The organism is Steroidobacter cummioxidans (assembly GCF_003104955.1).
Map to the genome: position 1 here is coordinate 19303 of NZ_LSRW01000050.1, position 12689 is coordinate 31991.

Here is a 12689-nt window from a genome sequence, read left to right on the forward strand (position 1 = left end):
TGCACCAACTTCCGACACTCTTGGTACAGTGGCTGCGTTACAGTGAAGTCGGCGCTTTCGGTCGGTGGTCGTTTCCACGTCATCCTGACGGAGACATTCCATGAGCAAGCCGCTGTGTGTGATTACGGGTGTAGGCGAGGGCAATGGTGCCGCGTTGGCTCGTGCCTTTTCGAAGACAGGTATGGCGGTTGCACTGCTCGCTCGCGGCACGCAATTCGCCACCAAGCTCGCCGCAAGCTTGCCCGATGCACGAGCCTATGCCTGTGATGTTTCGGATGCGGACGCAGTCGCGCGGACCTTCAGCCAGATCCGCTCCGAGCTCGGTGATCCTGTCACATTGGTCCACAACGCAGGTTCCGGGGTCTGGGGTGATGTCGAGAGCATCGATCTGCAGGCATTCGAGTCTGCGTGGCGTGTGAATGCCTATGGTGCGCTCGCGGTGAGTCGCGAAGTGATTCCGGCAATGAAGGCGGCCGGATCTGGCAACATCATCTTCATCGGCGCGACGGCTTCTCGAAGAGGAGGGCCTCAGACCGCAGCCTTTGCTCCTGCGAAGGCCGCTCAGCGCAGCCTGGCCGAGTCGATGGCGCGCAGCCTGTGGCCGCAAGGCATTCATGTATCGCTGATCGTCATCGATGCGGTCGTAGATATCCCGCGGACCCGCGCCGCGATGCCTGGCAAGCCCGACGGCTTCTTCCTGCAACCCGACGCCATGGCGGCAAGCGCCGTCTGGCTGGCGCAGCAGCCGCGCTCGGCCTGGACGTTCGAAATCGAGGTACGGCCCTTCGGCGAGAAGTGGTGATCGGCGGGCGAGGTGTTGCGATACCCCTCTGTCGAGCGCCCTAGCGTCATCTAGCGACATTCTCTGCATCGAACTTCGGAGCCACGCATCGGTCGAAAGGGCCTTTGCCGATCCGTCGAGTGCCGGGAGTGTTCGAAAGCGTGCAGAGGTTGCTAGAAGCCCGACGGCGGGCGACAAATTGCTCAGTACTCAGTGCATTGCTCGTGACGCCGGCGTTCAGCCAGGCCAGTGTGGTGCCTCCCGACGACGGCTCGGTATCGTTCCCCGAAGGCGACGCTGCGGTCAGCAGCGAATTACCGCACGTCCCCGAGCCGCTGTTGTTCGATCTGGTGCGCCCTCTGGGAGCCGACAAGGGCGAGCTGGAAGTCAATGCCCTCGTACAGCATGCAAGTGGCGGTACCGCTTGGGCACCGGAGATCGAGTACGCCTTTGCCGACGGTTACGCGTTGGAGTTGGAGCTGCCGTTCGAGGGAGCGACGCTCGAAGAGTACAAGGTGGCCGTGCAGGGCACAGCGGGGACCTTGCTGGATGGCCGGATGATCCATGGTTGGCAGGCCATCGTCTATTACGAGCGGAACAGCAAAGATTACACGGCTGATCTGATCTATTTGAACGGCGCGCGTCTCTCCAGGAAATGGAGCGTGTTCAACATGGTCGGCCTGCGCCATGCTCATTTCCGCGGCGACGGCGATTACATCGGTCTGGTCAACAACAGCATCTTTTACGATTATTCGCAGCGCTTGACCTTCGGTCTGGAGGTCAACAGCGAGATCAGCGACGGCTGGCGCTGGCGCCATGGCCTCGTGCCGCAGATTCACTTCGACGTGAGCGAGCACGTGACGCTGCAGTTCGGTGGCGGCCGCTCGCGTCTGAATGTGGGGCACCCGGCCGAGAAAACTTTCATCTGGCGGTTGATCTATTCGTGGTAGAGAAAATCGTCAGGCGCACCGTTCGTCATGGATCGCCTGCTGCGTGTTGCTCGAGCAAGCGTTCCATTCGTCCATCCCCTGATTTTCGGGTCGGGCGCTGAAAGATCGTTGACAGCGGCGTGGAGCCCATCTCAAACTGAGATTACAAAATAAACAGGCCGCAGGCATGGATCAGCAATGCAAGGTCAAGGAATGGTCAGGCCCCAGCCGTTGGCGTCACAGCGACGGCCGCAGATCGATCAACCAGGCGCATTCGTCGTCTGTCAGGGATTAACAAGAGCGAGTGTCCAACTATGAAACATAGTCTTTCTACGATCGCTTTACTGGCACTAATCATCGCGGGGCAGTCAGCTCATGCGGCTGGAGCAGCCGGGACCATCGTCAAGCACGATCTGAATGGCGACCCGACTCTGACGGATCGAGGCGTTTGTGTGCAACTTTCGCCCCAACTGCCCGCGCCAGGGTGGGCTTGTCTGTACAAGTCGAACCCTCTGTACAAGGAAATGTCTGCGTTCCTGCTCACCGCGTATGTCACCGGTACGGTGGTCTCGGTTCACTGGAATACCACAGATTCGAATGGCTACCCAATCATTTACAGGGTTCAGTAATCCGCCTGCAGGCATTGGTTGGTCAGCTGGCTGAGTATCGATAACACCGTCAGGTACTACGGCGAGGCTTGCGATGAAGATGTCATCACTCAAACGAATTGCCCTGGCAATGGCGGCGTTTGCTCTGGCACCCACCACGCACGCAGCCGAGATCGGTTTTTTCAATCTTGTGGTGGAGCGGGTTTTCGTCAATTCCAGCCATGCCCAGAATGTTGGACACCGCGGAGAGGTATGGATCAAGATCAATAGTTCGATAGACGCCATCCATGCAACCGGGTGTCCTGCAAACAATTGGTATAACGTCAATGGCTATTTGGTTGCTGCGTATGCTGACGATGTTCACCGCAATCAAATTCTCGCCGGGCTGTTGGCCGCGAAGGCCACCGGACAGCCGATCAACGGGGCAGTCGACGACTCGAAAAAGAACGTTAGCGGTATTTGCACTCTGACCTGGTATGAAGTTCAGTGACCGCCGAAATGGAATGATACGGTCAAGGAATGGTTCAGCCACTAACTGTGGGCAGCCACGGTGGACTTTGCGCGATCAATCGCATCTCGATCGCCGCTATCGATATCAACATTAGTGTCAGCACGATTCCGCAGGCTGCGGCACGCCGTTGCGGTGATCTCGCAGCGACAGCCCAGCTTCCGCTAGTGAGCGATATGAGCAAGAGAGCGACCCAGCACCAGAATAGGGGAATGACGACAAAAGCTGCGTCGAGGCCTTTTCAGTTGAGAACGGCGACCTGATAACAGATACATAACCCACGCCGCTCTCCTTCGCGGTCAGAAGGGCAAGGCTCATTGAAAAGCGGGAGCGACGGGCGATGAGGTGCTCACAGGGGCCGGTACGTTCATCCGGTCGCACAATGACTCGAATTTATCTGGCCATTCCGGATCTACGTAGGGTTGCCTTTGCGACCAGTTCTGCTCGGGTTTGGCGCGCACCAGCGAGTGCACCTTACCGGGCAGACTTCGCGCCAGCCAGCGGTGGAGCTCTTTCATGCCGGCGAGCTTTTTGGCCACAGCGAAGGAGGTGACCTGGTCAGGATCGACAACAACACACAGACCAGCAGTCTTGAGCGTGCGGGCACGGACGAAATCCTGTAGCTGTCCTGCCAACCATGGTACCGGGCCGGTGTCCACGCGGGCCGCTCGTCGCGGCCCGCGTGACTCATCTATCACTGACTCGTCGTCATCCGCACGTACCGATCGAGCACCCGAACGCCGAACGCAGCGGCACCGGGAGGCGAGGTCGGCAAAGGATCGGCTTCGCGCCAGGCCATGCCGGCGATGTCGAGGTGCGCCCACGGCGTGCCACTTTCGATCCACGATCCGATGAAGTGCGCGCCGTGACCGGCGCCACCGCCCATGGGGCGGCCGGCGCCGTTGCGGATGTCGGCGATCGGTGATTCGAGATCTTTTGCGTACGAGGGGTGCAGGGGCATGCGCCACAGGTACTCGCCGGACTGTTCGCCGGCGCTGATCAGCTGGGTGGCCAACTGCTCGTCGCGTGAGAACAGGCCAGCGTAGTCATCGCCCAAGGCAGTAGTAATCGCGCCAGTGAGCGTGGCCAGGTCGATGACGACGCGGGGCTTGAATTGCTTCTGCGCGTACCACACGGCATCCGACAGCACCATGCGTCCCTCGGCGTCGGTGCTCATGATCTCGAACGTCCTGCCGGACATCGTGCGGATGACATCGCCTGGGCGGGAGGCGCCGCCGTCGGGCATGTTCTCGGCCAGCGCGGCAATCGCGACTGCATTGACGGGCGCCTTTCTGCCTGCAAGTGCCAGAACCGCGCCGGTGACGGCGGCTGCGCCGGACATGTCGGTCTTCATGCGCCACATGCCGTCGTTCGGCTTGATGGAAACGCCGCCGCTGTCGAAGGTGATGCCCTTGCCGACGAAAGCGAACGGAGCGGTGCCCGACTTGCCACCGTCGTAACGCACGACGAGCAGGCGAGGCGGACGCACGCTGCCTTTGCCAACGCTGAGCATGCCGCCCATGCCGAGCTTCTCCATCGCCGGCACGTCCAGCACTTCGATACGAACATTCGCGACGCCACGGAACGCTTCGCGTGTGCGCTCGACGAAGCTCTCTGGATAGATCTCGCTGGCGGGCTCGGTGATGAGGTCGCGGGTGAATTTGACCGCCGTGGCTACCGGCCGCCACTGCGCTGAGTATGTCGAACCGGCAGCGTCGCCGGCCGGCGTGCGGACGACAATCTCGCCTTCGCCGAGCACCGGCGCATTGGCAGCAACCTGGCGATATTTAGTGAAGCGATACTGTCCGAGCTCAGCGCCGAAGGCCAAATGCGCGCCGGCATCGGCTTCAGAGCCCGGCCACAAGATCTCGACACGCTTGACTGGGCTACGGGCGGCCACCTGGCCAACCCACCCGCCGACATCCTCGAGGATGCGTGCAGTGGCGGCCTCGTTGCCGGTGCCAATCAAGATGACACGCTCGTAAGGTCCGACGCCGCCCAGGTCGAGCACTCTGTCCCGCTCGCCGCGGTAGTTCATCGACGTCACAGCACGCCTCAGGGCGCCACCGACCGCTGCATCAACTTCCGCGAACGCGCCTTCCTGTGGCACATCCTGCCGCACGGAAAGAGCAATGGTCCCGGAGGATGGCACTGCATAGGGGGCGAATTTGATTTCTCGCTGTGCCGACGCCGTGGTGGCGCCTAAGGTCAGCAGCAAGGCAGGAACAAGCCGTACTAGTCCTCGCATCGTATCTCGCTCTAGTGTTTAGATGGCCAATGACACGGGCGATTGTACCGGCGCCCCGCTCAAACGTGCGCGACGGATTGTCATTGCCAGATCAATGCACAGTTTTTGCTCGCTGACGTGGCAATGCCACCAGCTTGGGCGGATCCGTTCGCCGCGCGTCCATCGCGACGACATTGCATACAGTGTCTGCCAGCGATGGCGGCGGTGAATCTCGAGAAGCTGGCGCACCTCGCGCATGTCAACGCTCGCAGCGTGACAGATTGGTTAAAGATTGAGCACGCGATGCGGGTACGTGAATTTCACGGCAAAAGGTCCTGTGCGGGGAGATATCCACAGGGTTGCCCACAACTTTTGTGGATCACTTCACAGCAATGTCTGGAGCTAGCAAGGGGAGGGCGCTGTCAAGACTTGCACTTTGGGCATTCCTCCGGAACTACCTCCCGCTCAACTCGAGCACAGTGATTCCGCGGCCAGTCAATGGCAGCTTCTGCTTCAAGTCGTACCGTCGACCCGAAAGGACATCCGTTGCGAGCAGGTCGGAGCCGATGATCTCGCTGAAGCGTGCGGTATCCAATTGCTGTGGATTGGTGGACTTGTTCAAGACGATCATGATCTTTTGAGCGTCGCTGTGGCGGAAGTACACATAGGTGCCGTTCGATGGCGCATAGTGCGACAGGCGGCCGTGCTTGATCGCAGGCGTCCGCTTGCGCCAGTTCAGCAGGCGGCGAGTGAAGTCTTGGGCCGAGCGTTGGGCTTCGGACAAACCCGCGCCGGTGAAACCGTTGACAGTATCGTTGCGCCAGCCGCCCGGAAAATCGCTGCGAATCGCTCCGTGCGCATCGGTGCCGGGATGGCTCATGAGCAGCTCCGACCCGTAGTAGAGCTGGGGAATGCCACGCGTCGTGAGCACGAATCCGATGGCCATCTTATACAGGTCCAGATCCTCTCCCAGCTGCGTGAACACGCGGCTCATGTCGTGGTTGTCAGGAAAGATGACGAGGTTGTTCGGCTCCGGATAAAGAAAGTCGTTGGCCAGCGCTCGATAGATGCGCGTCAGGCCGGTGGTCGGGCCGTCTTCCTGCTCCAGCAATCCTCGTGAGAGCGCAACTTGCAGCGGAAAATCGAACAGGCTGGGCAGATGAGACACGTAGCCGTCGGCACGAACCGCGTCGCGTTGCCAGTAGGCCACCATCGCCGGATTCTCGTGCCACGCTTCGCCCACGATGCCCAAGCGCGGATATTCCTCCAGCACTCGACGGGTCCATTCGGTGAGAAAGGCGCGGTCGGAGTAGGGCCAGGTGTCCACGCGCAGACCGGACAGGCCGGCGTATTCGATCCACCACAGCGTATTCTGGATCAGGTAAGTGGACAGTAAGGGGTTGCGTTGATTGAGGTCCGGCATGGTCGGCACGAACCAGCCGTCGCGCAGCGCGGCTCGATCCGCTTCGCTGCCATGGGGATCCAGCAGGCTCTCCTGATTGTGGCTGGTGGGAGCAAAGTGGCCGCCATGGTTGATCCAATCGCGAGCTGGCAGATCTCGCATCCACCAATGCTCAGAGCCGCAGTGGTTCAGCACGATGTCCTTAATTAACCCGATGCCACTCTCACGTGCGGCGGCGGATAGCGAGCGGTACAGCTCGTTGTCGCCGAAGCGAGCGTCGATCGAGTAGAAGTCGGTCGCGGCGTAGCCGTGATAGGACGCCTCAGGCTGATTGTTCTGGAGCACGGGATTGAGCCAGATCTGCGTGAATCCCATGTCGGCGATGTAATCCAGCTGCGAGCGCACGCCGGCGAGGTCACCGCCGTGACGACCTTGCGGGTCGGTGCGGTTGGCTTTCTCCAAATAGCCCGAAACATTGTCGTTACGCGACTCGCGATTGACGAAACGGTCGGGAGTGATCAGATAAATAACGTCCTGCGGCCCGAAGCCCGAGCCGGCAGCAGGATTGCGAGCATGCAGCTGGTACTCATGTTTGAGCACCGTACGGCCGTTGCGTCGAAACTCTATGTTGAACTTGCCCGGCGGCGTGCCCGGCGCGAGCGACAGATCGATGAATAGATAATTCGGATTGTCGGTGCGGGTGACCGTGCCCAGCGTCACGCCAGAATATTTCACTGCGGGCTCGAGCTCCGCGATGCGCTCGCCATGAACCATGAGCTGTAGGCGGCTGTCGCGCATGCCCGTCCACCACGAGGTCGGTTCCACGTGTTCGATGCGTTGCGCGCTCGCCGTCGCGACCATCCCCAAAAGCAGTGCAATTGCCAGCCAAGGTCTCATGAGATTCTTCATATTATTCAACGAGTGGAGAAGCCGCTGCCGCCGACATAGGCGAAGAACGCTCCGCAAGCAGGAATCGTCACCGCTTGCCGATCCACAGCGGCGCGAGAAAATCCGTGACCGATGAGGACTTCGAGAGACGTTCTGCTCGGCAAGCGAAGCGTGCACGGGGAGCGGGCGAAGTTAAAGCAGGCGAGCAGCTGCTGGCCAGCGTAGTCTCGGACGAAACACAGTGAGTCGGCAGGCGAATCGATGAAGCGGATGCCGCCAAAGCGCAGCGCCGGATGGAGTCGTCGCCAACGCAGGAACGTGCGATAGGCGTTCAGGACCGAATCCACCGTCGACATCTGCGTGTTGACGGCGAGCGCACGATGCTCGGGCGGGATCGGTAGCCAAGGCATTGCGCTCGAGAAGCCGCACGCTGCGTCTTTGTCCGTCCAAGGCATGGGAGTGCGACAGCCGTCGCGCCCTTTGAATGTGGGCCAGAAAGCGATGCCATACGGATCTTGCAACGCTTCTCTGGGCAGTTCGGCTTCCGTCAATCCAAGCTCTTCGCCCTGATAGCTGCAGATGGTGCCTTTGAGCGAGGCAAGAAACGCATTCAACAGCTTCGCGCGCGGTTGCGGTGCCTCGCCATCCGACCATCGCGAGATCACGCGGCGAACATCGTGATTGCCAATGGCCCAACAAGGCCAGCAGTCCTGCGACCTGGCTTCCAAGGTCTCGATGACGTTGCGGATGTGGGGCAGCGACAGAGTGTCCACCAGCAGCTCGAAGTTATAGGCCATGTGCAGGCGTCCAGTGCCGCTCGTGTACTGGACCAAAGCTTCCAGTGGGTTCTCGCAGGAGAGCTCGCCGAGAGTCACTGCCGACGGATAGCGATCGACCAGGCGGCGCAGCGCTTCCAGAAACGCCAGGTTCTCCGGGCGCGTGTTGTCGTGCAGATGGAATTGAAAGGCGTACGGATTGTCGGCGGCGTAGCCGCGTCCGGTGCGCAGATGCGCAGGCTTGGGCGGATTGTCTCGTAGCAGCGGATCGTGACAACAGAAGTTGATCGCATCCAGGCGCAGCCCATCGACACCGCGCTCCAGCCAGAATTCGACTTCCGCGAGCACCTGCTGAGCCACGGCGGGGTGATGGAAGTTCAGATCCGGCTGGCTCGGCAGGAAGTTGTGCAGATAGTACTGGCCGCGCCTCGATTCCCACTGCCAGGCGGAGCCACCGAAGATCGACAGCCAGTTGTTGGGTGGCGTGCCATCCGGGCGCGGATCGGCCCACACATACCAATCGGCCTTGTCGCCGGTGCGGGCTTGTCTGCTGGCCTGGAACCACGCGTGCTCGTCGGAAGTGTGGCTGAGAACTTGATCGATGATCACGCGAATGCCGCGGCGATGGGCTGCATCGAGCAGCGTGTCGAAATGTTCCAAGGTGCCGAAGATCGGATCGATCTGCCGGTAGTCGCTGATGTCATAGCCGAAGTCCTTCATCGGCGACTTGAAGAACGGCGAGATCCACACCGCGTCGATGCCCAGCTCGGCCAGATAGTCGAGTCGCGAGCTGATGCCGGCCAGATCGCCCGTGCCATCGCCATTCGCGTCGGCGAAGCTGCGCGGGTAGATCTGATAGATGACGGCACCGCGCCACCATGGCGGCTGCACCGAAGCTCCAGCACTTGTGGAAGGCGCCTGCATCGTATTTCCCTGTCCCCGAATGTCGATGCAGCATTGTGAAGCGCATCGAGTCATTCCGATCGTTGAATACGATTGCAGTGTCGAGGACAGCGACGATCAAACTGTCCGCGCGCCACAGGATGCTCGCACCACGAGCTCGGGCGTGATTACGCGAGATTCGACTCGCTGTCCTTCGATCAGCTTGATGAGGTTGTCGACCAGATACTCGCCGGCCAGCACCGTATCCTGTCGCACCGTCGTGAGCGGCGGATTGAAATGTGCGGCCGGGCCGATGTCGTCGAAGCCGACCACAGCGACGCCTTCAGGAACTCGCAGTCCGCGATCTTGCAGGGCGCGGACCAGGCCCATTGCGATCAAGTCGCTGGCCGTGAACACGGCGTCGAAATGCGCTTGCGTATCCAGCAACTCGATGCCGGCCCGATAACCTTCTGCTTCCAGGCTGCGGGCTTCGCGATGCAATCTCGGATTCGGCTCGAGGCCGGCCGCACGCAATGCCTGCACGTAGCCGCTGTGGCGTCGCTGGAATTCGGGGCTGCGGTCCAGCGCACTGCCGATAAAGGCGATGCTGCGCCGACCGATCTTCAACAGATGCTCCACCGCCAGCTGCGCGCCGAGCACGTTGTCGCAGGAAACGAAGTGGCCGGGTCGGCTGTCGATCATCGGACCCCAGACGACGAAATGAGCACTGAGCTCGGCGAAGCGCCGCAATCGTTCCAGGTACACGAGGTAGTCGCCGTAGCCGAGCAGGATCAGTCCATCGGCGCGGTTGCTCACCTCGTAGTCCGTATGCCAGTCGTCACTGAGCTGTTGGAACGACAACAGCAGATCGAAGCCGCGACGGGCCGCGCTGTGGGTGATGTGACCGAGCATCGACAGGAAGAATGAGTTGATCTGCCCCTCATCGCGCGACTCTTCGAACAGCAACAGCGCGAGCGTGCCGCTTCGCCGCGAGCGCAGCCCGGCGGCGCTGCGGTCGGTGCGGTAGTGGAGTCGACGCGCGATCTCGAGCACGCGGTCTCGGGTCTCGGCGTTGACCAATGGGCTACCGCGCAAGGCGCGCGAAACGGTTGCTTGCGAGACCTTCGCGATCTCGGCTATGTCCAGCGAGGTGGGCTTGCGCGTCTTCGGCGACACGTTGTCTTCTTCTAAGGCTGGTGTGCTTCCAGCCGGTTCGATGCTAGCCGGCGTCGGCTCGAGGCGATCGTTGAATACGTTTGCAAAGGATTGTTCGGTCATGGTCGCGCTCCTACACTGAGCTTACGACAAGAATGAAGTGAGGGGGACAATGGTCGCAGCGTTACGTCGCTTGCGCACGCTCGCCTGCATCGGCGCGGCATTGCTCATTGCTTTAACAACCGACGCAGCACCACGTCCGCTTTCGTCCGCGACAGCGGAGCAGTTGGCGAAGCAGCTGGCCAGCGTTGTCAGCACGCCCGAACAATATGTCGTGAACAAGTTCGAGCGGGTCGATGTCGTGCTGCTGGCCGAGGAGCACGCGCTCCGGCACAACTTGCTGCTGGCCCAGCGACTGATTCCACTCTTGCATCAGGCCGGCGTCTACAACTTCGGTATGGAATTCGGCGCGAACGAGGATCAGGCGGCGCTCGACGCGCTGGTGACCGGCGCGCGCTATGACGAAGCCCAGGCCCGCCGCATCATGTTCAGTTACAACGTGGGTTGGGCGTTCCAGGAGTACATGGACATCTACCGCGCCGCCTGGCAGCTCAACCGGTCGCTGCCGCCCGGGGCGCGCAAGTTCCGCATTCTCAATCTGAGTTATCGCTACGACTACGCAAGCTTCACCGGCGCACGCACGCCGGCGGCGATGGCGAAGGTCTATCACAAGGGCAGCGCCGATGCTTTTCGTGCGAACGTCGTCCAGCGCGAAATCCTGGCGCGTGGCGAAAAGCTGCTCGTCCTCACCGGCAGCGTGCATGCGTTCACGCGCTATCAAATGCCGTTGCCCGACTACAACGCGGATGGCTTCTGGCGCCTGGAGGATCGACATCTGGGCAACCGGCTGCAGCGGCTCGCGCCGGGACGCGTCGCGACGATCGTTCTGCATCAACCGTTCCCAGGAAAGTTCGGTGGGCAGCGCTATCCCGCAGGCGGCGCGCTCGATCAAGTGCTGACGCAACTCGGCAGCCGGCCGGTGGGCTTCGATCTGACCGGCACCATCGGCGAACTGGCCGATGACAGCTATTACTCCATCGGTCATCCGGACTTTCGCTTGCGCGATCTGGCCGACGGCTACATCTATGAGATGCCGTTCGAGCGCTTTCAGGGCTGCCAGATCGATGAGCACTTTCTCACCGAACAGAACTGGCCTCAGGCCCGGCGAGAGATTCCGGACTTTCCAGGCATTCATCCGCCGCCGGCGACGCGCGAACACTATCTGCAGAAGATTCGCGAGTACGTCGACATTCGCCAACGCTATCGCGATCTGAACTGAAGCTCCTTCGCCATGCACATCCGATCCATGCGTATCCCATTTGCGCTGCTGCTATCCGCGTTCTGCCTGATGTTCGCGAGCATGAAGGCAGCGGCGTCGACGCTGCTGCCCGAGGCTGAAGCACGGCAACTGGCGGCGTACCTCAAATCGCACGGCGCGACGCCCGAGCAGTACATCACCGGCAAGTTCGCTCGTTACGACGTCGTGCTGCTTGGAGAGGATCACCGCGTCAAGCACAACCTCTTGCTCGCACATCGGCTGATTCCCTTGTTGTACAAGGCGGGCGTGTACAACTTCGGCATGGAGTTCGGGGCCAGCGAGGACCAGGCTGCGCTGGATGCTTTGGTGACAGGGGAGCGCTACGACGAGGCGGTCGCGCGTCGCCTGATGTTCAACTACAACGTGGGTTGGGCATTCAAGGAGTACATGGACATCTATCGTGTCGCCTGGCAGCTCAACCGATCGCTGCCAGCCGGCGCTCGCAAGTTCCGCATCCTCAATCTCAGCTACAAGTTCGACTGGGACGGCTTCAATGGCGTGCCGACCGCCGACAACATGGAGCGCGTGTTTCCGAAGGGCGATACCGAGCGCTTTCGGGTCGAGCTGATTCGCCGCGAGGTGCTGGCGAAACAGGACAAGATCCTCATTCTCACGGGCACGGGGCATGCGTATACGAGATACGCGTTGCCCGTGAACGATTATCTGTCCGAAGGGTTCTATCGGCTCGAGGATCGCAGCATGGGCAATCTGCTGTATCGCCTCGCGCCGGGTAAGGTGTTCAACATCCTGTTGCATCGACCTTTCTATAGCCAGACCGGTGGGCCGGGCGATCTGGTGCAGCCGGCCGGCGGTGCGCTCGAACAGGTGATGGCGCGACGGAGCAATGCGCCCGTGGGCTTCGATCTGGTCGGCACGCCGCTCGGCGAGCTGCGCGACGACAGTTACTTCGCGATCGGATATCCGGATTTCCGGTTGCGAGACCTCGCGGACGGTTATGTATTCGTGAAACCGTTTCGTGCGGCCGAAGGCTGCACGATCGACGAAGCATTTCTCACCGACGCCAACTGGCCCGAGGCACAGCGACAGCATCCTGCCTTCCCAGATCTCGACTCGCGTCCGCAGAGTCTGGAGGCTTATCGACGCAGCATTCGCGAGTTCGCTGATGTTCGCTCCTTCTATCGGCGCGTGCGTTGA

At 61.1% G+C, this 12689-nt stretch carries 10 protein-coding genes; 5 read left to right on the forward strand and 5 right to left on the reverse strand.

The window, feature by feature from the left end; translation table 11 throughout:
* The first annotated feature begins 100 nt into the window (after window positions 1-100).
* The 3 genes from D0550_RS22645 (at window position 101) to D0550_RS22655 (ending at window position 2808) form a co-directional block, all read left to right on the forward strand.
* Entirely contained in the window at window positions 101-802 is a 702-nt protein-coding gene (locus D0550_RS22645; RefSeq protein WP_116811465.1) for an SDR family NAD(P)-dependent oxidoreductase, read from the forward strand.
* Between the two features lie 203 nt (window positions 803-1005).
* Window positions 1006-1731 carry a hypothetical protein gene (locus D0550_RS22650; RefSeq protein ID WP_206606473.1) on the forward strand — a complete coding sequence of 242 codons (726 nt, stop codon included), beginning with the start codon at window positions 1006-1008 and terminating at the stop codon, window positions 1729-1731.
* Between the two features lie 681 nt (window positions 1732-2412).
* On the forward strand, window positions 2413-2808 hold the full coding sequence (locus D0550_RS22655) for a hypothetical protein (RefSeq protein WP_116811466.1): 396 nt from the start codon (window positions 2413-2415) through the stop codon (window positions 2806-2808).
* Window positions 2809-3140: 332 nt separating this feature from the next.
* Here the strand turns inward: D0550_RS22655 and D0550_RS34655 are convergent, their stop codons facing one another.
* The 5 genes from D0550_RS34655 to D0550_RS22680 all read right to left on the reverse strand — a co-directional run bounded on the left by D0550_RS34655 (window position 3141) and on the right by D0550_RS22680 (window position 10279).
* Entirely contained in the window at window positions 3141-3485 is a 345-nt protein-coding gene (locus tag D0550_RS34655) for a hypothetical protein (protein WP_153067279.1), read from the reverse strand.
* A 35-nt stretch (window positions 3486-3520) separates the two neighbouring features.
* On the reverse strand, window positions 3521-5074 hold the full coding sequence (locus D0550_RS22660; protein WP_116811467.1) for a leucyl aminopeptidase: 1554 nt from the start codon (window positions 5072-5074) through the stop codon (window positions 3521-3523).
* Between the two features lie 433 nt (window positions 5075-5507).
* Window positions 5508-7352, reverse strand: coding sequence for a glycoside hydrolase family 13 protein (locus tag D0550_RS22670; RefSeq protein WP_206606474.1), 1845 nt, complete (start codon window positions 7350-7352; stop codon window positions 5508-5510).
* 17 nt (window positions 7353-7369) lie between these two features.
* Window positions 7370-9043, reverse strand: coding sequence for an alpha-glucosidase (locus D0550_RS22675; protein ID WP_116811470.1), 1674 nt, complete (start codon window positions 9041-9043; stop codon window positions 7370-7372).
* Between the two features lie 96 nt (window positions 9044-9139).
* The gene (locus tag D0550_RS22680; RefSeq protein WP_116811471.1) at window positions 9140-10279 is read right to left on the reverse strand and encodes a LacI family DNA-binding transcriptional regulator; all 1140 of its coding nucleotides are present in this window, start codon (window positions 10277-10279) and stop codon (window positions 9140-9142) included.
* A 49-nt stretch (window positions 10280-10328) separates the two neighbouring features.
* On the opposite strand from D0550_RS22680, the gene D0550_RS22685 reads away from it, so the two are divergent.
* Complete coding sequence (locus D0550_RS22685; protein ID WP_116811472.1) at window positions 10329-11495, forward strand: hypothetical protein; 1167 nt, start codon at window positions 10329-10331, stop codon at window positions 11493-11495.
* A 27-nt stretch (window positions 11496-11522) separates the two neighbouring features.
* Window positions 11523-12689 carry a ChaN family lipoprotein gene (locus D0550_RS22690; RefSeq protein ID WP_161965989.1) on the forward strand — a complete coding sequence of 389 codons (1167 nt, stop codon included), beginning with the start codon at window positions 11523-11525 and terminating at the stop codon, window positions 12687-12689.

Excerpts from the sequence above, each read along its gene's own strand:
- D0550_RS22655 (WP_116811466.1), top strand. The coding sequence starts at position 2,413 with ATGAAGATGTCATCACTCAAACGAATTGCCCTGGCAATGGCGGCGTTT.
- D0550_RS22670 (WP_206606474.1), bottom strand. The coding sequence starts at position 7,352 with ATGAGACCTTGGCTGGCAATTGCACTGCTTTTGGGGATGGTCGCGACG.
- D0550_RS22680 (WP_116811471.1), bottom strand. The coding sequence starts at position 10,279 with ATGACCGAACAATCCTTTGCAAACGTATTCAACGATCGCCTCGAGCCG.
- D0550_RS22685 (WP_116811472.1), top strand. The coding sequence starts at position 10,329 with ATGGTCGCAGCGTTACGTCGCTTGCGCACGCTCGCCTGCATCGGCGCG.
- D0550_RS22690 (WP_161965989.1), top strand. The coding sequence starts at position 11,523 with ATGCGTATCCCATTTGCGCTGCTGCTATCCGCGTTCTGCCTGATGTTC.
- D0550_RS22660 (WP_116811467.1), bottom strand. The coding sequence starts at position 5,074 with ATGCGAGGACTAGTACGGCTTGTTCCTGCCTTGCTGCTGACCTTAGGC.
- D0550_RS22675 (WP_116811470.1), bottom strand. The coding sequence starts at position 9,043 with ATGCAGGCGCCTTCCACAAGTGCTGGAGCTTCGGTGCAGCCGCCATGG.
- D0550_RS22645 (WP_116811465.1), top strand. The coding sequence starts at position 101 with ATGAGCAAGCCGCTGTGTGTGATTACGGGTGTAGGCGAGGGCAATGGT.